Source organism: Curtobacterium pomorum (genome assembly GCF_044497295.1).
Classification (GTDB): Bacteria; Actinomycetota; Actinomycetes; order Actinomycetales; family Microbacteriaceae; genus Curtobacterium.
The window spans coordinates 189,098-212,776 of the sequence record NZ_CP172409.1 but is presented as its reverse complement, the minus strand read 5'-3'; the positions used below and the strand labels follow the sequence as shown (position 1 = coordinate 212,776).

Annotated in this window: 26 protein-coding genes and 1 tRNA gene; 14 read left to right on the top strand and 13 right to left on the bottom strand. The window is 66.5% G+C overall.

Annotated elements, in window-relative coordinates; genetic code table 11:
- Positions 1-204: 204 nt before the first annotated feature.
- The 5 genes from ACGH48_RS01070 to ACGH48_RS01050 all read right to left on the bottom strand — a co-directional run bounded on the left by ACGH48_RS01070 (position 205) and on the right by ACGH48_RS01050 (position 4,205).
- Positions 205-1,074: an alpha/beta fold hydrolase gene (locus ACGH48_RS01070; protein ID WP_396289862.1), complete on the bottom strand. Its 870-nt coding sequence runs from the start codon at positions 1,072-1,074 to the stop codon at positions 205-207.
- Positions 1,071-2,240, bottom strand: a complete 1,170-nt coding sequence (locus tag ACGH48_RS01065; protein WP_396289861.1) for a helix-turn-helix domain-containing protein — start codon at positions 2,238-2,240, stop codon at positions 1,071-1,073. The genes ACGH48_RS01070 and ACGH48_RS01065 overlap by 4 nt, the downstream gene beginning before the upstream one ends.
- A 130-nt stretch (positions 2,241-2,370) precedes the next feature.
- Entirely contained in the window at positions 2,371-2,910 is a 540-nt protein-coding gene (locus ACGH48_RS01060) for a hypothetical protein (RefSeq protein ID WP_396289860.1), read from the bottom strand.
- A gap of 76 nt (positions 2,911-2,986) precedes the next feature.
- Positions 2,987-3,376, bottom strand: coding sequence for a nuclear transport factor 2 family protein (locus ACGH48_RS01055; protein WP_071293464.1), 390 nt, complete (start codon positions 3,374-3,376; stop codon positions 2,987-2,989).
- 154 nt (positions 3,377-3,530) lie between these two features.
- Positions 3,531-4,205, bottom strand: a complete 675-nt coding sequence (locus ACGH48_RS01050) for an acetate uptake transporter (RefSeq protein ID WP_396289859.1) — start codon at positions 4,203-4,205, stop codon at positions 3,531-3,533.
- Between the two features lie 373 nt (positions 4,206-4,578).
- Here ACGH48_RS01050 and ACGH48_RS01045 point away from each other — a divergent pair, with 373 nt between their 5' ends.
- On the top strand, positions 4,579-4,959 hold the full coding sequence (locus ACGH48_RS01045; protein WP_396289858.1) for a nuclear transport factor 2 family protein: 381 nt from the start codon (positions 4,579-4,581) through the stop codon (positions 4,957-4,959).
- Between the two features lie 99 nt (positions 4,960-5,058).
- Here the strand turns inward: ACGH48_RS01045 and ACGH48_RS01040 are convergent, their stop codons facing one another.
- From ACGH48_RS01040 to ACGH48_RS01030, 3 genes are all read right to left on the bottom strand, one after another.
- Positions 5,059-6,246 carry an NAD-dependent formate dehydrogenase gene (locus ACGH48_RS01040; RefSeq protein ID WP_396289857.1) on the bottom strand — a complete coding sequence of 396 codons (1,188 nt, stop codon included), beginning with the start codon at positions 6,244-6,246 and terminating at the stop codon, positions 5,059-5,061.
- Positions 6,247-6,362: 116 nt separating this feature from the next.
- Positions 6,363-7,856, bottom strand: a complete 1,494-nt coding sequence (locus ACGH48_RS01035; RefSeq protein WP_396289856.1) for a LuxR C-terminal-related transcriptional regulator — start codon at positions 7,854-7,856, stop codon at positions 6,363-6,365.
- A 199-nt stretch (positions 7,857-8,055) separates the two neighbouring features.
- On the bottom strand, positions 8,056-8,907 hold the full coding sequence (locus ACGH48_RS01030) for a helix-turn-helix transcriptional regulator (protein WP_396289855.1): 852 nt from the start codon (positions 8,905-8,907) through the stop codon (positions 8,056-8,058).
- Between the two features lie 543 nt (positions 8,908-9,450).
- Between ACGH48_RS01030 and ACGH48_RS01025 the strand changes: the two genes are divergently transcribed.
- The 6 genes from ACGH48_RS01025 (at position 9,451) to ACGH48_RS01000 (ending at position 14,691) form a co-directional block, all read left to right on the top strand.
- Complete coding sequence (locus tag ACGH48_RS01025) at positions 9,451-10,011, top strand: hypothetical protein (RefSeq protein WP_071293458.1); 561 nt, start codon at positions 9,451-9,453, stop codon at positions 10,009-10,011.
- A 23-nt stretch (positions 10,012-10,034) separates the two neighbouring features.
- Positions 10,035-10,190: a zinc transporter permease gene (locus tag ACGH48_RS01020; protein ID WP_071293457.1), complete on the top strand. Its 156-nt coding sequence runs from the start codon at positions 10,035-10,037 to the stop codon at positions 10,188-10,190.
- Positions 10,191-10,268: 78 nt separating this feature from the next.
- The gene (locus ACGH48_RS01015; RefSeq protein WP_396289853.1) at positions 10,269-11,264 is read left to right on the top strand and encodes an NAD(P)H-quinone oxidoreductase; all 996 of its coding nucleotides are present in this window, start codon (positions 10,269-10,271) and stop codon (positions 11,262-11,264) included.
- Between the two features lie 25 nt (positions 11,265-11,289).
- Complete coding sequence (locus ACGH48_RS01010) at positions 11,290-12,948, top strand: MFS transporter (RefSeq protein ID WP_396289852.1); 1,659 nt, start codon at positions 11,290-11,292, stop codon at positions 12,946-12,948.
- 11 nt (positions 12,949-12,959) lie between these two features.
- Positions 12,960-13,409, top strand: coding sequence for a lipocalin-like domain-containing protein (locus ACGH48_RS01005; protein ID WP_396289850.1), 450 nt, complete (start codon positions 12,960-12,962; stop codon positions 13,407-13,409).
- A gap of 172 nt (positions 13,410-13,581) precedes the next feature.
- Positions 13,582-14,691, top strand: coding sequence for a helix-turn-helix domain-containing protein (locus tag ACGH48_RS01000; protein ID WP_396289849.1), 1,110 nt, complete (start codon positions 13,582-13,584; stop codon positions 14,689-14,691).
- Between the two features lie 89 nt (positions 14,692-14,780).
- Here the strand turns inward: ACGH48_RS01000 and ACGH48_RS00995 are convergent, their stop codons facing one another.
- A complete protein-coding gene (locus ACGH48_RS00995) occupies positions 14,781-15,908 on the bottom strand; it encodes a hypothetical protein (protein ID WP_396289848.1) in 1,128 nt (375 codons plus the stop codon).
- Between the two features lie 144 nt (positions 15,909-16,052).
- Here ACGH48_RS00995 and ACGH48_RS00990 point away from each other — a divergent pair, with 144 nt between their 5' ends.
- The gene (locus ACGH48_RS00990) at positions 16,053-16,574 is read left to right on the top strand and encodes a YbhB/YbcL family Raf kinase inhibitor-like protein (RefSeq protein WP_396289846.1); all 522 of its coding nucleotides are present in this window, start codon (positions 16,053-16,055) and stop codon (positions 16,572-16,574) included.
- A gap of 72 nt (positions 16,575-16,646) precedes the next feature.
- Here ACGH48_RS00990 and ACGH48_RS00985 read toward each other — a convergent pair whose 3' ends face one another.
- Both ACGH48_RS00985 and ACGH48_RS00980 read right to left on the bottom strand, forming a co-directional pair.
- A complete protein-coding gene (locus ACGH48_RS00985; RefSeq protein ID WP_396289845.1) occupies positions 16,647-17,252 on the bottom strand; it encodes a flavin reductase family protein in 606 nt (201 codons plus the stop codon).
- A gap of 127 nt (positions 17,253-17,379) precedes the next feature.
- Positions 17,380-18,000 (bottom strand): NAD(P)H-dependent oxidoreductase, encoded by a 621-nt coding sequence (locus tag ACGH48_RS00980; RefSeq protein ID WP_396289843.1) that lies wholly within the window; start codon positions 17,998-18,000, stop codon positions 17,380-17,382.
- 211 nt (positions 18,001-18,211) lie between these two features.
- Here ACGH48_RS00980 and ACGH48_RS00975 point away from each other — a divergent pair, with 211 nt between their 5' ends.
- Both ACGH48_RS00975 and ACGH48_RS00970 read left to right on the top strand, forming a co-directional pair.
- Entirely contained in the window at positions 18,212-18,418 is a 207-nt protein-coding gene (locus ACGH48_RS00975) for a hypothetical protein (protein WP_396289842.1), read from the top strand.
- Positions 18,415-18,615, top strand: a complete 201-nt coding sequence (locus ACGH48_RS00970) for a hypothetical protein (RefSeq protein WP_396289841.1) — start codon at positions 18,415-18,417, stop codon at positions 18,613-18,615. The genes ACGH48_RS00975 and ACGH48_RS00970 overlap by 4 nt, the downstream gene beginning before the upstream one ends.
- Here the strand turns inward: ACGH48_RS00970 and ACGH48_RS00965 are convergent.
- Complete coding sequence (locus tag ACGH48_RS00965; protein WP_396289840.1) at positions 18,612-19,502, bottom strand: LysR family transcriptional regulator; 891 nt, start codon at positions 19,500-19,502, stop codon at positions 18,612-18,614. The genes ACGH48_RS00970 and ACGH48_RS00965 overlap by 4 nt on opposite strands.
- Positions 19,503-19,592: 90 nt before the next feature.
- Between ACGH48_RS00965 and ACGH48_RS00960 the strand changes: the two genes are divergently transcribed.
- The 4 genes from ACGH48_RS00960 (at position 19,593) to ACGH48_RS00945 (ending at position 23,213) form a co-directional block, all read left to right on the top strand.
- Positions 19,593-20,780: an MFS transporter gene (locus ACGH48_RS00960; protein WP_396289839.1), complete on the top strand. Its 1,188-nt coding sequence runs from the start codon at positions 19,593-19,595 to the stop codon at positions 20,778-20,780.
- 61 nt (positions 20,781-20,841) lie between these two features.
- On the top strand, positions 20,842-22,077 hold the full coding sequence (locus ACGH48_RS00955; RefSeq protein WP_396289838.1) for an MFS transporter: 1,236 nt from the start codon (positions 20,842-20,844) through the stop codon (positions 22,075-22,077).
- 67 nt (positions 22,078-22,144) lie between these two features.
- Positions 22,145-22,546 (top strand): Lsr2 family protein, encoded by a 402-nt coding sequence (locus ACGH48_RS00950; protein ID WP_396289837.1) that lies wholly within the window; start codon positions 22,145-22,147, stop codon positions 22,544-22,546.
- Between the two features lie 250 nt (positions 22,547-22,796).
- Complete coding sequence (locus tag ACGH48_RS00945) at positions 22,797-23,213, top strand: hypothetical protein (RefSeq protein WP_396289836.1); 417 nt, start codon at positions 22,797-22,799, stop codon at positions 23,211-23,213.
- Positions 23,214-23,503: 290 nt separating this feature from the next.
- Here ACGH48_RS00945 and ACGH48_RS00940 read toward each other — a convergent pair.
- Positions 23,504-23,593 (bottom strand) — tRNA-Ser (locus tag ACGH48_RS00940).
- Positions 23,594-23,679: the final 86 nt, after the last annotated feature.

Here is a 23,679-nt window from a genome sequence, read left to right as displayed (position 1 = left end):
AGCAAGGAGACGGGGACCGACTGTGACGGGGTACGCGAGGAGCCGAAGCCCTGCAGTGTGCATTCAATGGTGGGCATGTGTCCCTTCCTGGGAGCGTGCGTGGGCATCCTGCCCATCGACCCTTTGAGAGCAGCGCTGCACCTCCCCTGTCACGGGGCATGTCACTCGCAGCCTGGGCTTCGTTAACGCTGCGGCCGTCGGTGGTCAGGAGCGGATGAGTTGCCGGCTGCCGACGCGTTGCAGGAACTGGTCGACGACGTTGTTGAACGCGGCAGGGTTCTCCAGGAACGGGAAATGCGACTGGGCGATGTCGCTGCCGAAGATGTGCACTTGCGCGTCCGGGATCCGGTCGGCGAGGAAGCGTTGCGAGTCGGCGGGGACATGGCTGCCGTCGCAGCCGATGACGAGGGTGGGCCGGTCGATGCGGGGCAGCACGTCGAGCCAGTTCTGCGCACCGTGGTCGAAGAGCAGGGTCGCGGACTGCGGTCCCGCGGTCTGTCGGATTTCGTCAGCGACGAACGCCCACACGGCGGGGTCGGGCTGTCCGCTGAACATGCCGCGGACGAACGCTTCGGTGATGTCGCCGGTTCGGTCTGAGTGGATGTCGTGAGCGAGTTGCACAAGCCCGTCGATGGGGAGGATCGCGCCGGAACTGGTTTGCTCCGCGTCCGACATCCACGGGACGGCGGCGACCGCTGCCGGCTGGTCGACGATGATGATCGAGCGGAGCCGGTCCGTGCCAAACAAGTCAATGTAGGACCAGATGACGGACGCGCCCATCGACCATCCGAGGACGTCGAATCGGTGCAGGGACAGATGGTCGGTAAGGTCGCGAAGGTCGGCGGCGAACCGGGCGATGCGGTAGCCGTGCTCGGGTTTGTCGGAGCGGCCGTGTCCACGGAAGTCCACGGTGATGACCCGGCGGTGCTCGGCAAGGTTGCGCTGGCCGTGGAACATCGCCCGTGTCTGCCCCCACCCGTGCAGGAGCAGGAGTGGGCTGCCGGCACCGCCGGTGTCGTCGTATTGCAGGCGGACGCCGTCGGAGGTGATGAAGCTGCCAGTTGAGGCGGTCACTGTTGCACCCTCTCTGCGTGGATCGGTTCGGACATCAGACGGGCAAGTTTCAGCGCGAGGTGGAGGGTGCTGCGGGTGACGCCGTCCTCGAGCGCTTCTTTGATGATCGGCGGCATGTTCTCGAGCCGGTAGTACAGGGTCGTGCGGTGCACGTGCAGCAGCTCGCAGGCGACGCGGACACTGGTGCCGGCGTCGAGGTACCGTTCGATGGTCTCGATCTGCTGCTCGTCTCCTTGCGTCCACAGGTAGTGGGCGGCGGGTGAGAACAGTGCGAGGTTGCTGATGTTGGCGTTGAGCTGCGTCAGCAGCAGCCAGGTGCCGAGCTCGCTGACGTCGGCGTGGCGCCCAAGCTTCGGAACACGGTCGAGGATGCTCGCCGCGGAACGTGCACGGTCCGCCGCCGGGGCGAGGTCGTCCTCGTTGGCTTGGACTCGGGCGGTGCCGATGGAGCGGATGGAGTGGCTGCCGCCGAGCCCTTCTGATGTGAGGGTGGCGAGGGTCCCATCGATGTCGGCGTTACCGGCGAACAGCATCCGGGTGTCCCGTTCCCCGAGGAACGCCAAGCTGCCGTGGCGGCGCCCGGTGACACGAGATGCGAAGGCGACCCGGTCGAGTTCGCTGACGGTGGTGTCGAACGTCACTGCGAACACGCTCGTTCGGTCGCCTCGGTACAGCCACCCTTCGTTGACAGCGCGAGTGAACGCGTCTCGTCGGACGTTGACGTCGTCGGCGAGGAGTTCCAGTTCGACGGCGGCGCGGGCACGTCGCACATCCTTGGTGCCGGCGGAGAGCTGGTCGCGGATGAGGACCACTGCAGCATCGATAGCCCGGAACTGCTCCGCGGTCAGCGGGGGCAGGTTGCCAGTGATGAGCCAGAGGATGGCGAGCGGCCCGGCTTCGTCGCGGATGGGAACGGCGAGGCGTTCCTGTCCGCCGAGGTGGGCTAGGTCAACGGTTGTCGGGTTCAGCAGGTTGTTGATGTTGATCGACTCGAGGTACGCGCGGATCTCTGGCGGCGTGGCTCGTTTCAGCAGGCTCGCCGCACGAATGTCATCGATTTCATCACCCTGTGCTGAGGCAGCGAGGGGCGTGAAATGGAGGTCGTTGATCACGACCGAGCGGGAGAGCTTGCCGACGAGTTCGTCGGCAACGTCTTGAAGGTTCATCGGTACCGACGCTAAGCAGTGGGCGGCGGCGGCGCGTGTCCAAACTATGCCCACCTTCGCGGCCGCCCTCACCCGGCGGGGTGTGCCATTGCGAATGGCTGAACGAGAGCGCCGTGCTCCGCTTCGGGCCCTACGAGGTTGTCGAGGTCGGCGTCTGCGAGATGAGCCGGCTGAGCTGGTGGAGTGCGACGATCGATGCCCGGTTCGCGCCAGTCCACATGACGAAGACGTACTCGTCAGACGGCCGGCGCAGGCGGACGAATCGAAGGGTGAGCGCTCCGACGGTGGGATGCTCGAATGCGATGACGCTCGTTGGCGGCACGGCCGGCGGCGTCCTAACCCAGTCGCCGACGAACCAGGAGCTGCGAGTCATGAGTTCACCGACGACATCAACGTAACGCCGGTCCGCCGGATGCGCCCGCACCTCCCCCCGGAGTGCTGCCACGGTGACGGCCGCATGGTGTTCCCAGCCGTCGACAGTGACGTGCAGGTCGGGGTCGAGAAACATGCTGCGGGCGAGGTTGCTGCCGACTGTCAGAGCTCCGGACAGGGCCTCAGCCAGGGGGTTCGCTGCGACGATGTCGAGGTAGCGGTCGATGACGATCGTCGCGTTCGGCAGGGAGCCAACCTGCTCGTCGAAGGCAGCGTCGCTCGTTCGGTCCCACGGCATATCCGCATCGTATGGGTGGCGGTCTCGAGGGTCGGATCGTGGAAGGGTCCCTATGAGGGTCCGTCTGTGCTGGTGTCTACGCGGCGTGCATCTGGCGCCATTCGGCGATGAGGTGGTCGCGCAGCTGGAACGATGCGAAGCCGGTCCGCCACCGGGGCATCCCACCACCGGTCGCGAGCTGAATCCCGAACTCGACGAGGACGTTCTCCTCGGATAGGCCGACAGCGCGCAGGACCACCTCGATCTGGTCGAAGGTCTGTCTCGTCTTCGCAATCGATGCCAGGACGAGGGCTCGTCCGCGCATGGACGGCCCGTCGGAGGCTCGGTAAATGATGCTCGGGTGCAGGAACTGCGCGAGCTGCTCGATGGAGCCGCGGTTGAAGTGGTCGACGAAGTCCCGCACGAGGAGCTCGTTCTCCAGCGCGACGATGCCGTTGCGGGGGCGGGACATGGGTTCGTTCAACATGGGTGGTCCTTCTTCACATGGACGGTTGGTCAACGATGCGTGCCGGGTAGTGAGGTGCACAGCAGTCGTATGACTCAGTTGCTGCAGTGCCAGGAGGGGCGGGGAGCCGGGCGGCGTCGGCGGTACTGGTCGGCGCCGCCCGGCTCCGAGTTGCTTAGGAGGCGCTGATCTCTCCAACGGGGATGACGTTGCGCCGCCACGTGGCGTTGGTGACCGATGCGAACGATCCGTACCAGGCGGTCAACGCTGTAGCGAAGCCGAGCCAGCCGCCGATGTGTCCGAGCCATGCCTCGCCGGTGAACGCGCCGAGGCCGAGGGCAACGAAGGTGAACGTGGCGATGATGAAGAGGACGGAGAGCATCACGTTGATGCGCAACGCCGCCACGACCATGTACGCGGTGAAGATGCCCCAGCAGATCATGAACAGGCCCACGCCAGCGCCGCCCGCTTCTCGGGCGAGGGCGGGGTTGGTCTGCGTCCACCAGTACGCCATCCAGAACGCTCCGTAGGACACGAACGCGATCGACCCGAACGTGTTGCCCTGCGCGAACTCCCACAGGCCTGCGAGGATCTGCGCGAGACCGCCGTAGAAGAGTCCGATACCGAGGACAGCCACGGCTGCGGCGGGGACGAGCCCGGCATTGGCGAAGCTGAGCAGGAACGTCGACAGGCCGAATGCGCCGAGGCCGAGTGCAGCCGGGTCAGCGAACGCCTTGACGACGGGGTGTCGGGGCGATGCGGTGGGGCGGGGGCGGGTGGGCGCGTCAGCGTCGATGAGGTGCGGGGAGACCGGCACCGTGGGTGCCTCCGAGTGCTGGAGCTGGGTCACGATTGGGCTTCTTCCGTGGGGTGGAGCGGGATAAGTCCGGCGGGCGTCGTCCGCGCGGGTGGTGTGGCCCCCGCCGTCCATGACCGCAGTCAGGAGGACGGGGCAGGCTCACGCCTGCCGCCAGGAAGATTGCCTGGTAGCCGGCGAACCGGTAGCAGCTGCGGGGCTGCTTCACTTGTCGAATTGACGGTAACTTCGGCTCGGAATTGCTCAAACGGGTCAATTGACCTGTTGAGTTTCGTCACGGTGAAACCCGCTCGATCCGTCCAGCACCGTTTCGACTTTTGACCCTTACCGGACGCGCGTACCACGCTCACACTGACCGGGTAGCACCCTCTCAGCCCACGCTTCGCTCGCACGGAGGTAGATTCTGATGCCCGATGATGAATTCGTTTCCACGGTCGCCGATGTCCTCGAAAACGAACTGCTCGTCCGAGCATTCATGAGCGCGTTCAACACGCGCAGCATCGACCAGATCGCTCCATTCCTGAGCGCGGACGTTGCGTATCAGCCGCGAACATGTGAATGCGTCCGAGGGCGTGATGCAGTGTTGGCGGTGTTCTCGGGCTTGTTCGAGAACATCACCGTGTTCGAGTTCCTGCCGGAGGTCGTTGCAGTGTCTGGGACGTCGGTGCTGGCGGAGCAGCGAGTGCGGGTGCAGTTCCCCGGCGAAGCAACCCATGAGCTGTTCGGGTTGGCGACGTTCACAGTCGGTGATGGCTTCGTCCGCTCCTGGCGGCAACTGCACGCCTAACCGGTCGAGTAGCGCCGCCTGAACGGGTCGGGCTCGGAGCGCGGCCACAACGAAGAAGGGGCCGACGGTGCAAACCGTCGGCCCCTTCTTGCGGTGGTGTCAGTGTCCGCTGCTGCCAGGGCTACTCGTCCCACCGGTGGTGTACGCCACCGCGCCGGCGCCGGCGAGCTTGCCGCCATCGACGATGAGGTACTCCTCACGGATCGGCGTCTGCGCGAACCACGCTTCGAGGATCTCCCGGGTGCCGGCGGCGTAGCGGGCCTGCGCGGAGAGGGAGGAACCGGACATGTGCGGAGTCATCCCGTCGTGCGGCATCGTCCGCCACGGGTGATCCGCAGCCGGCGGCTGCGGATACCAGACGTCACCGGCGTACCCGGCGAGCTGACCGGTCTCGAGCGCCCGGACAACGGAGTCGCGTTCCATGATTTCCGCGCGGGCGGTGTTCACGATGTACGAACCGCGCTTCATCTGCCCGATGAGCTCGTCGTTGAACATGTGGTACGTCTCCGGCTGCAGCGGCGCGTGGATGGAGAGGACATCGACGACCTTCAGCAGCGACGGAACGTCCTCGTGGTAGGTCAGGCCGAGCTCCTCCTCCACCTCCGCGGGCAGGCGACGCTTGTCGGAGTAGTGCAGATTCACGCCGAACGGCTTCAATCGGCGGAGGACCGCGAGACCGATGCGGCCCGCGGCGATGACGCCGCAGTTCATACCTTCCAGGTCGTAGGACCGTTCGACGGCGTCGGCGATGTTCCAGCCGCCGTTCTTCACCCAGTCGTGGGCGGGCAGATAGTTGCGGACCAGGGCGAGGATCTGCATCACGGCGTGCTCGGAGACGCTGATGCTGTTGCTGTAGGTCTCCTCCGCGACAGTGATGCCTCGGGCGATCGCAGCGTCGAGGTCGACGTGGTCGGAACCGATACCGGCGGTGATCGCGAGCTTCAGGTTCGGCGCCTTCGCGATCCGTTCCGCGGAGAGGTACGCCGGCCAGAACGGCTGCGAGATGACGATGTCGGCGGTGGGCAGCTCCCGTTCAAACTCGGAGTCCTCACCGTCCTTGTCGGAGGTGACGACGAGTTCGTGGCCGGCAGCTTCGAGGAACTTCCGCAGGCCCAGTTCACCGCTGACACTGCCAAGGAGTTCCCCGGGCGTGAAGTCGACCGCTGACGGCGACGGCAGCGACATTCCGCCCGGGTACTCCGTCAGGGTGGGGATGCTGTCGCGGGCGTAAACGGGCGGGTAACCCGTCACCGGGTCCGGATAGAGGACGCAAAGGACCTTTGCCATTGTGGATTCTCTCTCTGTCAGTCGTGAACTCTTACCCATTCATTCCATCGAACATTGCGATGCGTCGGATGAGTCAGATGACTTGGCATTGGAGAGGGAATACCAGGGCGGTTTCCTCACCGCAGACGCGCTGCCGTCAGCGCGTCGCGGAGACCCGCACGGGTAGTGACTCCGAGCTTGGGGAACGCGCGATAAAGGTGCCCGCTGACGGTTCTCGGCGAAAGGAACAGTTCCACCGCGATTTGCTTGTTCGTCATTCCCGATGCGGCGAGTGCGGCAACCCGGGCTTCCTGCTCCGTCAATGCCACATGCAGGGCCGCGTCGGCGGCGGCTGCCTGCGCGGCGGTGAGCTGCTGCTCCACGCGTCGCGCCCAATCGCGTGCGCCGGCGCGGGCGAAACGGTGCCGCGCCTGCTCGAGCGCGTCCAGCTGCGCTTCCACGTTTCCGCGGTCCGCCATCTCCGAAGCGAACGCGTACTGCAGCCGGGCGGCGTCGAAGTGCAACTTGTGCTGCTCCGCGGCGCGGACGGCGTTCCGTGCAAGCCATCCTGCTGGTCCGCCGCCGAGGCCGGCGAGCAGGGCAAGGTAGGCCACTTCGTGGAGTGCTGATGCGTGTGGATCCCACGCGTCGAGGAGTTCCCCGATGAGGTTCGTGGCGGGTTCTGCAGCCATCGTCGACGCTTCGACGATGTCGAGCGCGATCCGGGCGGCTGCGATGGAGCGCGGAGCGGCGCGCAGGCAGCCGAGGAGCCGTTCCTCATCGTCGAGGATGCGGTCCCAGTCACCGGCTCGTGCGGCGAGGAGCAGTCGGGCATGCTCGCCGGAAAGCTGAATGTCGGTGAACCCGTCGCGTGCGCCGAGCCGGACGAGGATGTCTGCTGCGACCGCGGCGGGACCGACGTCGCCGGTGACGGCGTCAGCGATGGTGACGATGGTCTGCGCTCGTGCGGCGTGCAGCGGAAGCCCGGCACGCTTCGCACGACGAAGGGTGTCGTCTGCGCGGACCCGGGCTTGGCCGAACGTCGCCCGGTCGAGGAGGTGCCGCGCATCGGCGAGCCCCACGGAGATGCTCATCAGGTCAGTTCGCTCATCCCAGAACCGTTGGCCGTTCCGCAACGCGGCGTTTCGTGGCCGGACCGCGTACGCGACCTCCGTTGCCAGGAGGTTCGTCATCCACGGTGCACCGAGCTGAGCGGTGGAAGCGGCGGCGTCGTCGAGTTCTTCTGCAGCAAGTGCACCGTGCTGGCAGTCGTGTTCCAGCAGCCGGATCATCCGGTCCGTCGCAGTGAACTCTGCTGGGTCGGCGCCGGCGAAGGTCGGCCGGAGCGCTGCCAATTCCCGGAGGGCACGGCCGGTGTCGCCGATGTGCACGGCGATCATCCATGCATGGTTCGGTGTGGCGGCTGGCTGCTGGTGGAGGCGACGCAGCAGCGGCGCTGCCAGCAGCGGGAACGTGTCGTCGGAGGGCACGGTGACAGCCGTTGAACGGCGGGCAGTGCCGAGGTCCGTGGTGGCGCGGATCTGGAACCGATCCAGACCCGGGTGCATGATCCAGTCGAATGCGGTTGTTTCGGGCTGAGGCCTGCCGAGGAGGGTGCTCTGCGCATCCATGATGGGTCCTCTCGAAGTCGTGACGAAGCTCTTCCGCGGCATCGGGTGCCGTTGACGTGGCAGCCCGGGGACGCTGGTGGAAGAGGACGGTGAAGCGTGTACTGGGACGCTAGATCGGAGCGTTCGGATTGGCAGCGCGCGTCCGTCGAAGGTCGGTTCGACAAAGGATGAGTGGCTCTGCCGGCAGGTCTTCGGCGGTTCAGCTTGCCGCGGCGAGGAGGTCCCGGTCCGCCGCGGTGCTGCGGTTGATACGCAGTTGCGTGAAGGCGTCTGCTGCCGCTGATCCCTCGTCCGCGTGCCAAACGGTGACCATGCATCCGCGGAGGTCGGGGAGGACGAAGTTGCGGATGCCGAACCGGATCACACCGAAGTCGCTGTCGGCTTCCACTTCGTAGTCGCCTGGGCAGAGGACTTCGTAGCGGTGCCAGATCCGGTCGAAGTCCCGGTCGGTGGCAAGCGTTGCGACGAGTTGGCGGAAACGGGGAGCGTCTTCGTCTGCGGTGTAGCGGAGTGTGGCGACAGCTGCCCTGGCGGTGTTTTCCCACTCGAGCAGCGCTGTCCGGTTCTCGGGCACGAACGTTGCTTGCACGACGTTCTTGCCGGCGGCGATGGTCCCTCCGGTCAAGGTCACCATCAGGTCGTTGGCGGCGATGATGTCGAGGTTGCTGTCGGTGAGGTACGCCGGTGTCGCCGACCACTGCTGCAGGATGCCTTCAAGTCGCTGGTACGTGTGCGCTTGCTCGCGGAACTCATCCGCGTGAGCGCCGAACGCTCCCTCGCCGCGGGCGAGACGTGCCATGTAGTCGGCAGCGTGGTGGTCGAGCCGCATCGCGCGTGCGAGCGCGTCGATCACTTGACGGGACGGAGTGCTGACACGGCCCTGTTCGAGGCGGACGTAGTACTCCGCGCTCATTCCGGCGAGACGGGCGACCTCGTCACGTCGGAGGCCAGGGACACGACGACTGGTGTCACGGTCCAGGCCGACGTCTTCGGGTTGACAGGTGGAGCGGCGGGCTCGGAGGAAGTCGCCGAGAGTTGTTCGGTAACGCATCAGGGATGCTCCTTCAGCTGCTCGTCGGCTCGCGGATTCGGGTCGCGGCGACGAGAGGGTTCGTGCGGAGATGACGGTCATCGGTTCCGTCGAGTGCGATGCGCGGTGAGCAGCGCGTCATGATCAGCGGTGCGACGTTGGTCGTCACGACGCGACTGGTTCGAGGGGCTGTCTCGTCGGTCAGCGACGACAACCACAGCCGAAAGCGGCTGCCGTTGCGGGGCCCGGTCGGTGCCGGACGGTGCGTCGTACCGCATGTCGTCCACTCCTTTTCCAACGATTGTCGGAACCGTACGGACGCTGCATCCCCTCACACATCCCCCAAGCCCGCCGCGCACATCACACAACTACGACGTTTTGGCCGTCCGGATCCGCGAACATCCGCGCGGGAACGCCGATCCAAGGGGACGGCGCGGTCCCGCCTGCGGGTGACGGCCTCACTGTCGAACGGACTTCCTCTCCCTGTCGAGGGTGCTTCGGCGGCGTCTGGCTTTGAATCGTCATCGCCGAACAACCGGCCCCCAACACGAAGGAAGAATCATCATGAGCGTTACCGTGAAGAGCGACCTGATCCTCTCCCACGCAGTGGTCACCGCCGACGTCACCGCCCCGTTCGAGAGCGTCGACATCGAGAAGTGGCTGAAGACCCTCCCGACGCACGAGTACCAGCGCTGTGCGCCCGGCGACCACAAGGCTGCCGGCTACACGGTCGACGACGACGGCACCCCGATGTCGATCAACATCGAGGTCATCGGCACCGGCCTGGTCATCCAGCAGTACCGCTTCGAGGTCGCCAGCAAGCACTACTGCAAGATGGTGTCGATCTCCGACGTCCTCTCCCCCGCCGGCTGGACCACCACGCAGGTCATCTGGGAGCTCGGCATCGAGCAGCTCGACGGCGACAAGCTCCGCTACGTCAACACCGTCACGTCGCACCCGACCGAGGACTTCCTGAAGTTCATCACCGACCAGGGCCAGACGTTCGAGCAGGCCGCCGCCGCCCGCCAGAAGGCTTCCGGTGAGCACTGCGAGCTCGAGACCCCGCACTACGCGCGCAGCATCGCCGCGCTCGCCATCGCCGACGCGGCCGCCGTCGCCGCCTGAACTGACCGAAACAGGAGGCACTCATGACGTCGGAAGCGCTCCACGCCGGCCACACGACCTTCGGTCACCAGCACGGCGAGGGATGCGGACACGACGCAGTCCAGCACGGCGACCACGTCGACTACCTCCACGGTGGGCATCGGCACGCCCTGCACGACAACCACTACGACGAGCACTGAGCTTCCGGTGGCGGAAGCGGGCGCCCCCCTGACCGTCCGCTTCCGTCACCGGTTTCTCATTTGAAAGGAACCCCAACGATGCCCAACGCGGTCCTGTTCGACCAGCCCGGCTCCCCGAACGTCCTCACGCTGCGTCCCGTCGCGAAGCTGACACCAGCAGCCGACGAAGTCCTCATCGACGTGCACGCCGCGGGCATCAACAACGCCGACCTCCTCCAGCGCCGCGGCCACTACCCCGTCCCGCCGGGAGCCCCACGCCCGCTCGGCCTCGAATGTGCCGGCATCATCACCGCAGTCGGCCGCGACGTCACCGGGTGGAACGTCGGCGACGAGGTCTGCGCACTGCTCGCTGGCGGCGGGTACGCCGACGAAGTCGCCGTCCCCGCCGGGCAGGTGATGCCGCTCCCTCGAGGACTGACCATGGTCGAAGCGGCCGCGTTCCCCGAAGTTGCCTGCACGGTCTACTCGAACCTCGCCATGATCGCCGGGGTGACCGAAGGCAAAAGCGTTCTGGTGCACGGTGCCGGCGGCGGCATCGGCTCGTTCGCGATCCAATGGGCTGCAGCCATCGGCGCCACCGTCATCACCACGGCCGGGTCCGACCTGAAAGCGAAAGCCGGCATCGACCTCGGTGCGGCAACCGCCATCAACTACCGCACCACCGACTTCGTCGACGCGGTCCTCGAGGTCACCCAAGGTGCCGGGGTGGACGCGATCCTCGACGTCGTCGGTGCCGAGTACCTGCAGCGGAACATCCGCTGCCTCGCCGACGACGGACACCTGATCATGATCGGCGGTTCGATGACGACCACGCCCATCGACCTGTGGGAGCTGCTCTCCCGCCGCGCCAGCATCTCCGCAACGCTGCTCCGCGCCCGACCGAAGGAGCAGAAAGCGAAGATTGTCGCCGGCGTCTCCCGGGATGCCCTCCCCCTCATCGAAGCGGGAAGTATTCGCGCCGTCATCGAAGCGGTCGTCCCGATGGCCGACGCTGCGACCGCGCACGAGCTCCTCGAATCCGGTCAGACCGTCGGGAAGGTCATCCTCGACAACACCTCCCGGACCGGCCGCTGACATCCCCGCCGGACAGGAGCAGCAGATGAAGCCGACACCCGCGCCACGCTCGACACCAAAGTCAGACGGCACCGCGGCCGTGTCAGCGCTCGCGCCGCTCGGAATCCCGATCTTCCGGGCACTGTGGATTGCGGCGCTGATCAGCAACATCGGCAGCTGGATGCAAACCGTCGGTGCGCAGTGGTTCATGGTCGAACACCACGCCCCACCGCTGCTGATCGCACTCGTGCAGACGGCGACGGCCGCACCCGTCCTGCTCCTCGGCATCCCCGCCGGCGTGCTCGGCGAGTTCCTCAACCGACGGACCCTGCTGATGTGGGTGCAGGGGTTTCAAGTCGCCATCAGCGGCACCCTCGTCGCGTTGACCGCCACCGGCGACATGACGCCGTACCTGCTGCTGTCGCTGACGTTGCTCCTCGGCGCAGCATCCGCCGTGCAACTCCCCGCCTACGGCGCGCTCGCGAACGAGATCGTCCCACGCGCGTACGTGCCCAACGCCGCATCGTTGAGCTCGATCTCGGTGAACCTTGCCCGCGCCATTGGCCCCGCAATCGCCGGACTTCTCATCTCCGGGCTCGGTGTCGCATTCGTGTTCGCGTTGAACGTGGTGTCGTTCGCCGTGTTCCTGATCATCCTGGTCTTCTGGCGGCAGTACCGGCCGGAACCGCACCTGTCGGAACCGTTCCTCGACGCCAGCCGCGCCGGCATGCGCTACGTCGCCAACGCACGAGTCGTCCGACGGATCTACGTCCGCCTCGGCCTGTTCGTCCTCCCCGGCAGCGCCCTCTACGCACTCCTGCCGCTCATCGCAACGGACCGGCTTCGACTCGGCTCCATCGGGTACGGGGTCCTCCTCGCCGGCCTCGGAGTCGGCTCCATCGCCGCTGCGTTCTACATCCCGAAGTTCCGAGACACTGTCGGCCCGAACCGTGCCGTCCTCATCTCGTCGGCACTCTTCGGCGCCGGAACGGTCGGCGTCGCCCTCTCCCCCACCATCTACCTGACCATCCCCATCCTCGCCGTCGTCGGCGCAGCGTGGATCGGCGCCATCGCCACCCTCAACGGCGCCGTGCAGTCCTTCCTCCCCGCATGGGTCCGAACCAGGGGACTCTCCATCTACCAGATGGTGCTCTTCGGAGCGACTGCCGTCGGAGCAGCACTCAGTGGCTCCATCGCCGGATGGCTCGGCGCGGTCCTCACCTGCCTCTTCGCCGGCATCGCCGTCCTCATTGTCGCCATCACACAACTCCTCTGGCCACTCCTCGTCACCGACGACATGCGTCGCAGCGCCGTCAAGCTGCCACTCGCCGACGACGTCGTCAACGCGGAAATCGGCGACACCACCGAGACGTTGGTGTCCGTCCGGTTCGACGTCGCCGATGCCGACCGAGACCGGTTCCTGGCGCAGATGGCCCTCGTCGAACTCAGCCGGCGGCGCACCGGAGCCAGATCCTGGGCGCTCTACGACGACCGGGAACACCCCGGCATCCTCGTCGAAGCGTTCCGCGTCGGCAGCTGGCAAGAGCACCTGAACCAGCACGCGGAACGTCTCACCGAATACGACGACGACGTCATCCGAACCGCCTGCGACATCGCCCAGTCATTCGAAGTCACCCACCTGCTGCGCACCCAAACGCCACGACCCGTGCGCCCACCCCGCCCCGGGCAGACCGCCCGCTCCTGAAAGGACCTCCCATGGCCATCACTGTCAACGACCTCATCGGCGCGTGGACCCTCGTCAGCGCCACCCAAACCTTCGACGACGGCGAACAAGTCGCCGAGTTCGGCCCCGACGCCAGCGGCTACATCATCTACACCGCCGACGGATCCGTCTCCGCCACCCTCGGTGACGCAGCCCGACCCCGCAGCGGCGCCACCGACCCGCAGCGAGCATCCGACAGCCAGCTCGCCGCCATGGCACACCGCTTCATCGCCTACGCCGGCCCGTTCACCCTCGACGAGGCCACCGGCACGATGACGCATCACATCGTCACCTCCCTCTTCACCGACTGGCAGGACGGTCAGCAGACCCGCCACGTCCGCATCGAAGACGGCCTTCTCCACGAAGCGGGCACGCCTCGCGTCGCCCCTGACGGCCGCCAGTTCAAGGTGGAACTGCTGTGGAAGCGGGTCGCCGCGGCCTGAACAACCAGTCACCCCGCCATCACCGCGATAGCCCACCGTTCCAGCGGAACGGTGGGCTGTTCGGCGTCCACACGTGACAGCTGACGCATGCCCAGGTAGGCAAAGAAGGGCCACGCAGTGCCGGTGTGCAGCGGCTTACCGTGAAGCCCAGCCCGACGCACGGAGGCACAACATGGACCCGCAAGCACTCGCCGATCAGCTCGCCCACGAACTCGCCAGGTCCGTCGCGGTCGCCACGATCGGCCGGGAGATCGTTGGCATCTCCTACGAGGCTGCCGACCACCCGACGCTCTTCAACGCAGCACGGCCCGCCCTCCCGGAATTGCTCCACGAGTGGGCAGGCAGCGGTTCGACTGGTCTGTCAGCAGGTCCTGACGGTTGGACTGAGCTCCCGCTGAGCGCGCACGGAATCCGCAGCGGGTTCGTCCTCCTCGCGGACAACGGCCGTGCGCTGCAATCACACGAACACACGCTCCTGGAACTCGCCGCAGCGGTGCTCGCCGCCGCCACTGGCATCACAGGAGAACAGGCCGACATCCGCGAAGTCGGCTTCCGCCTGCTGCTCAGCTACGACCCCGCGGAACGACGAGCCGCCCTACACCGGGCACGAGCTCGCAGATGGGTCACGGCAGCCGGTCCGATCGCCGTCCACGCGCTCCTCTTCGACGACCAATCCGGCACCCTCAGCCGCCAGCTCAGCCTCCAACAAATCTGCCGACGGCTCCCCGCCAACGTCGACGTCCTCCGCGAACGCGGCAACGTCGTCTTCCTCCTCTCCCGCAGCACACACGACGACATCGACCTCGACACGCTCGTTCGAACGGCTGCCACCGAAGCGGGGCTACCACTCGCCGGGATCGGATCTGCAACAGTTCATACCGAGGACGAGGACCTCGCACGAGCAGCGCACGCAGCAGAAAGCGCTGCGGAGATCAACGTCGCTGTCCCCGAGCTCGCCGGCAACACCCGCGCGGACCGCCTCGGCGGCTGGGCACTGCTCCATGCAGTGTCCGCCCAACGCGACCTCCTCTCCGTCGCCTCACCCGCCGCGGCAGCGCTCTGCGCCGCAGGAGAGGGACACCGCGAAACCGTCGAGACGTACCTCGACAACGCCGGCCAAGTTCGGGAGACCTGCGACCGGCTCCACATTCACCGCACCACGCTGTACTACCGCCTCGACAATCTCCCCCCGGTCGTCAAGGACGCTCTCGCCGATGGGATGCAACGCAGCACCCTCCACCTCGCGCTGAAACTCGACCGGCTGTGGGCGGCGTCCACGTAATCGCAGGAGGGGTGCGCGCCGCTGTCAGAAGGAGCGAGCTCTACTCGTCCGCCATCGCTCGCGGGGCCCTGCCGAACAGTACCTAGGGGCTAGAACCCGCCCCCTTGGGTGGGGTTGTAGCGCCGAAGGGCAGACTCGAACGTCTTTCCGCCCTGAGGCGGAGTCAGCATCCAATCGGTGAGCACGTCCAAGACACGAGCCGTGTGAGTAATGACCCGGGCATCGACATTGGGACTGCCACCGGTGTACGCGGCGAAAGCTGCTGCTGCGTCGTCGCCTGCCCGGATCTTCTCGCGAACGTCCTGCATCCCGAGGTGGACGAGCCCGTTCCGCAGACGCCGCTGGGCGAGAACCCACTGTGAGTCCGCTTCGTCCAGGAGTTCCGTGACTTTCGGAGGAACGCTATCCGGGGCGTCCGCCTGCAGGATCTTCAGCGCGGTCAAGGTCTGGAACAGCGCGACGAACCGGTGCTTCTTCGCCGCAGTGCGGCACCACGCACAACCGATTCGGTCCTCGCTGTGTGCCGCTGACATGAGCACGCTGTGCACCGTCATGAGTGCGGCCCCGAGCGCCGGCTGCAGCTGTCCCGCAAACAGGCGAGGAAGCGCCTTGCCGCTCTTCGTGTCCCACCATTCGAAGGCTGGCGGGACCGTCGGAGGATGCGCGGGAATCTCTGCTCCATCCAGCAACGTTGCGGCGACTTGCCCAATACCGAACGCCAGCTTCCGCACGACGGGGCCCGCTTCCCCGAGCGTCGCGGTCTGAGTAGGAGCAAGACCGGTCAGATAGTGCGCGCTGAGCAGCGATGTGTACGGCCGAGCGTCCACCGTGACCACTGACAGGTCGTCTCGGAGGAAATCGAAGAGCTTCCCGCGTCGGTCAGGCGGGTAGAACGCGCCGTGGTTGGCTGCGAGGAGATCCTCGAAGTGCGCGACAACGCCGTCCAGATTCCGCTTGGTGTCGGCGAAGAACTTCCCGCTCATCCGCGCAGCCTTCGCAGTCGCGGCGTCCCACCCCGGGTCGATGGTCCAACCGAGCGTCGTGTTGAAGTGCAGCTGAGCTTCGTAGGCGGCCATCGCCCCGTACTGCACCAACGCGATCTCGGCCGCGATGACGTCGCCGGCACGTCCGACCAGGGCAGTGGACACGTAATGGAGGTCGGCAAGCGCCATCTCGAGCGCGATGACCTCGACCGGTTCCAGTTCGCTCGACGCCACGGCAGGCCCCTCCGTTCAACGCTCCGCCCGGAGCGCAGTCGCAGCCTAACGACAGCGCGACCGCCGTTCAGCCTCGACGTTTGTCGTCCCAGCGCACGACATCCAGCGGATGTGCCGACGCGTCCGCGCGGCTTGGCTGATGGCATGACGAATGACCCGAATTGGAAGCTGCCCGACGTTCCCTCGTTCACGCTGGCAAGCCCCGACTTCACCAGTGGCAGCAAACTGCCCGACTGGGTTCGTGGTGCCGCTGCTGGCGGTGAAAACCGCTCCCCCGAGCTGACCTGGTCTGATGCCCCCGCCGGGACGAAGAGTTTCGTGCTGACCGTCTTCGACCCCGACGCACCGAGCGGTTCCGGATTCTGGCACTGGACGCTGACGAACATCCCCGGGACCGCGACGAGCATCGCCCGAGGCGCCGGCACCGACGACGCCCTCCTGCCCGCCGACGCGACCCGGCACCGCAACGAATACGGCACGGACGTGTTCCTCGGCATGGCGCCGCCTCCCGGTCACGGACCGCACCGGTACTTCTACACACTCAGCGCCCTCGACATCGACAAGCTCGACGTCCCCGCCGACGCGTCCCCCGCCATCGTCGGTCTCCGCCTCCGTCCGCACATCATCGGACGTGCGCAGATGGTCGGTATCCAGGAGACGGCCTGACCCTCAGCCGCAGACGACGAAGGAGGTGGGAATGCAGACAGCGTTCCCACCTCCTTCGTCGTTGCCGGTCCGCTACTGCGGTGGACGCCGCATCTGGAACCGTTCCTGCGCGGTGATGCGGAAGTAGTCAGCCGGACCACCTCCACGCAGGATCGGGTCCGCCGCCGCAGTGTCGTACACGCCATCGATGAGCAGCCGTTCGTCGATGTGGACGACGACGACCTCACCGAGCACCAACGACGAATCCACCGGTTCACCGTCAGCGCCCTGCAAGCGGATGATCTGCGACACCCGGCATTCGAAGGACACCGGGCTCGCCGCCACTCGAGGCGGCCCGATCATCCGCGACGGAGCGGTGGCAAGGCCCGCCAGCTCGAACTCGTCGACACCGTGCGGCGCCGCAACTGAGCTGGCGTTCATCGCCTCGGCGAGGGGCCGTGTGGCGAGGTTCCACGTGAACGCCCCCGTCGCGCGTGCGTTGCTGACGCTGTCCTTCTCACCGATACTCGCGAACCCGACAATCGGCGGCACGTAGTTGAAGGCGTTGAAGAAGCTATACGGCGCGAGGTTCCGGCGCCCTTGCTTGTCTTCGGTACCCACCCATCCGATGGGGCGCGGGCCGACGATGGCGTTGAACGGGTCGTGCGGAAGCCCGTGCCCCGCGGCGGGTTCGTACACGTAGAAACCAGGCTGGTCGCTGGACCTGTCAGACGGCATCGGACGACCAATCGAGGTAGGTGAATCTGCGGAAGCGGCGAACGCTCAGGGGCGCGGAAGCAGCGTCCAACGTACCGGGGCGCAGCTGTTACCTCGTGGCGTCGAACACGGTCCGCTCAACCGGTCGGAGTGAGCGGCCTTGTCGGCGAGCCGGATCACCTGCGGCGTCGTCCGCGGCCGTCAAGACGTACCGGTAGGTCTGCTGCAGTGATTCGAGTTCCACATCGCCCGCGTGCGGAGGTACCGGAAGTACGACTGGCGCTCGCCATAGCATGCCGAGGCGATGCGCCCACTGCTTCAGGAACAGGCTCTGCTCTTCCACTCGCCACCGTTGCAGCCTGCGCACCGCCGGTGACGAGCCGCTGTCCTCAACGACGGTGGTCACCCGCAGACCCGTCCCGGAGTACAACACGTCAGCCCCGGACGCCATGTACCAAGCGGGGTCGAACACCCGCTGCATCCACTGCTGCAGCAGCGGAGGTTCGTGGTGGTGCAACACCGGGAAGTGCACCACGATGTCGTCGGCGGCTGCGGCAAGAGCACGCTCCGCGGGCACGTTGATCGGATGCGACTGGTACCGGCTGTAGAGGTCGCGAACGGTCACGTCATCAATCGTCTCTGCGACGTCAACGAGCGCACGGTCGGGCTTCGACAACGGCAACGCCGGGTGTGCGACCAGGACCAAGGTTCGCCGAGACGGTTCGGACATGGCGAGCTCCTGACGTGAACGGGACGTGGCACCGGCACGATGTGTCGGCACTTCGACCGTGACATGCACGGCAGGTAGAACTGCCAGTCAGATGACCCGATTCGGCGAGCCCCGACGGGAGTCGATGCAAGCCCCAACATTCGACGGAAGACGCAGGGCCGGGCGCCTTCGATGCTTACTGCACACCATCCGACAATTCGAAGGAGCAAGCATGTTCACCACCGCATCCATCGGCGTGACGGGGATCCTCCTCGCCGTCATCCTCCTCATGGAAGTGACCGCAATCGTGTGCCTGGTCGTTGCGAGCCGTCGCAACCGTCGCAGCACACTGGACGCCTCGGAGCCGCGCCTGGTCCTCGTGTTCTCGCCCACCGGCGATGAGCAGCACGTACCGATGACGGCCGGGCAGGCGCAGTGATCAGCAGCGACGCGCTGAACCGTCGGCTTGCCCGCCGGCTGCACGCGCAGGACGAGCAGTGGTGGAAGCACGGGCTCCGTTCCCCGCGAGACCTGTCCATCCTCGCCGAGGTCCGCATGCTTCCCGCGGAGCCGACCTACGCGGACTTTTTCACCGCGTCAAACGGGTTCCCCTCGGTCTCAACCGAGCTCAACTAGTCGCCGCGGACTGCCGCGATCAGCTCTTCCACCGCACGGCCAGGTCGCGGCTGCTGCATCCACACCAGCACCTTCCGCAGCAAGATCGGTGGTATCAACGGCGACCGATACTGCGGCGGAACCGCAGCGAGTGTCTCCGCGGAACCGACCGTCAACGCCGCCCCGAGACCAGCTTTCGCCAACGCGATATGCAGCGCCGGGTCGCTTGTCGTATACGGGAACCGCAGGTCAGCGCGTTCCCGGCGTGCAGCGTCGTCGATCAGGGTTCGGACGCCGCTCTCTGGCGGATACGACACTGTGATCCGCTCCGCCACGTCGCGTAGACGCACCGGCTCGACGCTGCCAGCGGTCGGCGTCGTGTAGTCGACGATGACAAGCTCCTCCTCCAGGAACGGATGGGTGCCGAAGAAGTCCGGCAGCGCCCGCGGCGGTTCCGCAACGACGACCGCATCCAGTTCACCGGCCACCAACTGGTCCAGCAGTTTCCCGCTCGTCCCGTCGATCATGCGCAGTTCCAACAGTGGGTGGCGGCGGCGAAGCGTCGTCAGCGCAGCCGGCAGGACCGTCTCCTCCAAGCCGTCGATGACGCCGAGGTTGATCCGCCCGCTGAGCTGGCCGCCCCGTTCCGACGCTGCCATCTCGAACTCGTTCATCGCCGCCAGCGCCTTCCGTGCGGTTGGCAGCAAAGCCGCCCCGGTTGCGGTGAGCGTCACCCCACGGCTGCCGCGCTCGAACAGCGGACCAGCCACCTGCGTTTCCAGAGCCCGAACCTGCTGACTCACTGACGGCTGGCTCACTCCCATCCGGACGGCGGCGCGACTGAACGACCCCTCGTCGGCCACCGCCACGAAACACTCCAACGCCCGCATCTCCACAACGTTGAGCATAAGCGACGCCTATAGCAGGCAGAAGACGAAACGGTCTTCACCTATATCCCTGTCGGCGGCAACCTTGACCTGACCGACGAGGAGACACTCATGACATCGCAAGCCCTTTCCCACACGCGACGACGCACATCCGCTGCCGGCCAGCAGCACGGGCAAGCCGGCGTGCTGCGCATCGTTGGATTTCTGTCCTTCTTCGACCGGTTCGCCACCGCGCCGCTGCTCCTGCTCGCCAGTCGTGACCTGCACGTCGGAATGGGTGCAGCGGTGCAGCTGGTCACCGTGTACGCCCTCTTCTACGCCGTCGGGCAGCCGTTCTGGGGCGCACTCAGCGACAGGATCGGGCGCCGCCGCGTCTTGCTGGTCGCCCTCGGCGGGATGGTCGCCGGCAGCGCCGTCAGCGTCATCGCGCCGACGTTCTTCTGGCTGCTCATCGCGCGTGCCGCCACCGGGCTGTTCGTCGGCGCGTTGTTCCCCACTGTCCTCACCATCGTCGGCGACGTGTTCACCGGTCCAGCTCGCAGCCGGCAGATCTCCGACCTGCAGACGTTCACGGCGCTCGGCACCACGGCAGCAACGCTCCTCGCGGGCATCATTGGAGTCGCGGTCGGCTGGCGGGCGATCTTCGCGGTCGCCGGTGTCGCCGCGCTCGTGCTGTTCTTCCTCGCCCGGAGCGTCCGAGACGCGGCACGCAGCACCGTCGAACGGCGGCTCCGGGACAGCTTCGGACGGTGGCCGGTCGCCCTGTACGTCGTCGGCGTTCTCGAGGGGGCGGTGCTGCTCGGCATCCTCACCTACATCGTGCCCGCACTCGAACGGGACGGCGTCAGCGTGCAACTCGCGGGGCTCCTCGGCTCCGCCTACGGTGTCGGCATCATCGTCGGTGCTGCAACATCGAAACGTGTCGCACACCGGTGGGCGCGGTGGATCCCGATCGCCGTGGGGAGCATCACTCTCATCGTCGCCTACGCGGTGGCGGCCGGGTCGCAAACGCTCGTCGCGCTGACGGTCGCCGCGGTCTTGGTCGGACTGTCGAACTCGTTCCTTCACTCCACCCTGCAGGGCCTCGCCACCGAACTCACCCCCGCTTCGCGAGCGACGACCGTGTCCCTGTTCGTCTCCGCCGTGTTCGTCGGCAGTTCCCTCGCCACCGCCGTCACCGCCACCGAAACCGCGACCGGGTACGGCCCCGTGTTCCTGCAAGCAGCTATCGCCGGCGTCATCGTCGCAGCCTCATCAGTGCTCTTCGCAGTCCTCTGGGAACGACGAACCAGCCACTGAAGTCCGCTGCCGAGTAATTCGACGCTGTTCGGCACCGGCACCACTTTCGAAGGATTGCACCATGGCGACACACACCGAAACCGCTCCGACCAAGGCGAAGCAAGTACGGCTCCCCCGCACCGCCGCGGTCTGGGTGATGGCCGGCATCCTCTGGGCGTTCTTCGCAGCCGCAGCAGCCCCATCACCGCTGTTCCTCGTGTACCGCGCCGAATGGGACTTCCCCGTCTGGATGCTGACCCTCGCGTTCGCCATCTACGCCATCGCGTTGCTCGGAGCGCTGCTGTCCTTCGGACGGCTCTCCGACCACATCGGACGACGCCCCGTCCTCCTCGGAGCGCTGCTACTCGAATGCGTCGCGATGACGTTGTTCCTCACCGCCGGGAACATCGGCATCGTCATCCTCGCCCGCATCGTGCAAGGCATCGCCACCGGCGCAGCCACCGGCGCTCTGTCCGCCGCGATCACCGACTTCGCACCCCCGCACCGGAAGACGCTCGCCCCACTACTGAGCAGCGTCGCTCCGCTATCCGGTCTCGCCGTCGGCGCCATCTTCGCCGGCCTCGCCACCGAAGGCGGACACCCCATCGTCGTCGTCTTCATCGTCTTCGACATCCTCTTCCTCGTCAGCCTCGGCGCCGTCGCCCTCAGCCCCGAATCCGTGACACCCCGACCCGGAGCAGGACGAAGCCTCGTCCCCCGTGTGGCGATCCCAGCCGCAGCCCGCGCCGAGTTCATCCGCGAGATCCCTGTCTCCGCCGCGGTATGGATCGTCGGCGGGTTCTACCTCGCCGTCGTCGCCGAAGTACTCCGCGAAGTACTCGGTGTCACAAGCGGCGCCGTCGAAGGGTTCTACATCGCCGGCGTCTCCGGCTTCGGAGCACTTGCGTCGTTCTTCGCACGGAACCTCCCGGCCCGCGTCAACGCGGCCTACGGCTCGGTTCTCATCGCAGTCGGCATGCCAATCGTCCTTCTCGGGATGAACACCCGCTCCTTCGTCGTCATCGCCATCGGAACCCTCCTCGCCGGCGCGGGGTTCGGCATGGGGTACCTCGGCGGCGTCGGCATCCTCGCCCCGCTCGCGAAAGCCCACGAACGCGGCGAACTGTTCTCAGGCCTCTACGTCGTCAACTACCTCGCGTTCGGTATCCCCGCGATCATCGCCGGACTCTTCATCGACGCGTTCGGGCTGCTGCCCACCGTCAACGGGTACGGCATCTTCGTCGTCATCGCCGGGCTCGCCGGCGCCGCACTGCAACTCCCCCGGCTCTTCCGATACGGCCACCGCAGCGCCAGATAGTCACGCCGGACGCCAGCCACCAGTCGGGGAGAGCGACGAGCGGCACCCGGTGAAAACAGGGAACAACTTGCTGCTGTATGCCACGCTGGAAGGAATCCCCCACGATATGGAGCAGCACATGGCACAGAAAGTGACCGCCCACCTCGTCGACGACCTTTCCGGCGACGTCATCGAAGCCGGCAACGGACGCACTATTCAGTTCGGCTTCGACGGCAGCAACTACGAGATCGACCTTACCGACGACAACGCCGACAAGCTCCGTGAAGCGTTCTCCGACTACATTGCCGCAGCCCGCAAGGTCTCCGGTCGCAGCACCCGCACGGCGTCCGCGTCCCCGGCGGCGAAGGGGCGCAGCAACCCCGACGAGCTGGCGAAGATCCGCGAATGGGCTGCCGCGAACGGACACGAAGTGGCCGCCCGGGGCCGCATCAGCCAGCAGGTCCGCGACGCATACGCCGCGGCGAACTGACCGACGCCGCTACGCTTTCCCCGGGGCTTGCCACGAGAAGTACGAACTCATCCTCCACGAGCAGAAAGCCAACGGCACCCTTCGCCTCAGCTGCCCGGCGTCCGGGCCGTCCCCAACAGCGTCCTGCCCGCTCCGCGAGCTGCAGAAGAACGCCGTCCCCGTAGAAGAAGCGGACCGTGTTCGCATCTACGAGGAGAACATCACCGACCGGCAGAAGAACTACAAGGTCTGCTGCCAGAAGTCGGTATCCGTGAAGCCAACCACACACGTGCAACAGCGGCAGAAGCTCCGCTACGGCAGCCAGGAATGGTTCGACACATACCGGGCCGACCGGAACAGCAGCGAGTCCTCCAACGACCTGCTGCAAAAGGACCACAACCTCGAAAACACAATGAGCCGACCCATGCACGGCCTCGCCGCACAGCAGTTCGCGCTCGCCCTCTTCGCCGTCGCATCGAACATGCGACGCATCATCCAGTTCGAACACGACGAATACGAACTGGAACGACGAGCCGCCGCCGGCCGCGCACCCCAACCGCGGAAGCAGCCCGACGACTACCTCAAACGTGCCCGCGACCGCAACGGCGAAACCCGCTACATGCGGAACCCGCCGCCCCGGAAGCTCGTGCCCTGGGAACCATTAGAGCTACCGCCAGTGCCCGCGTAGCGGGCCGACCCGCACCGTCAACGCCGGCAGAACCAGACACGACCACCCGCACACCCCGACGCTCCGTCGCGCCTTCAAACAGCGGCCGAGCGCCCGGGGTGCTTCGGCGCGCTCGAAAACGGCTCGCAGAGACGCCGAGTCGAGCCCGCGCGTGCGCAGATCCTGCGGCGAGCGCCGAGACGCGGCCCACAGCGGCGTCCGAAAACCAGAACAGCCCCCAGCCGAAGCCGGGGGCTGTTCTGTTGGGCCAGACCTGCAAACGCTGGAGACCAGACTTGCAATTGACCCAGTGGCGGTACCGGTGGGATTTGAACCCACGGTGGAGTTGCCCCCACACATGTTTTCGAGACATGATCCTTCGGCCGCTCGGACACGGTACCGAGAAAGAGTTTACACGATCCGGGAGGCCCGTCACGCCACCCGACATCGGCCTGCCCTCCACAGGCGGTCGCCCCCAGGGCTCTTC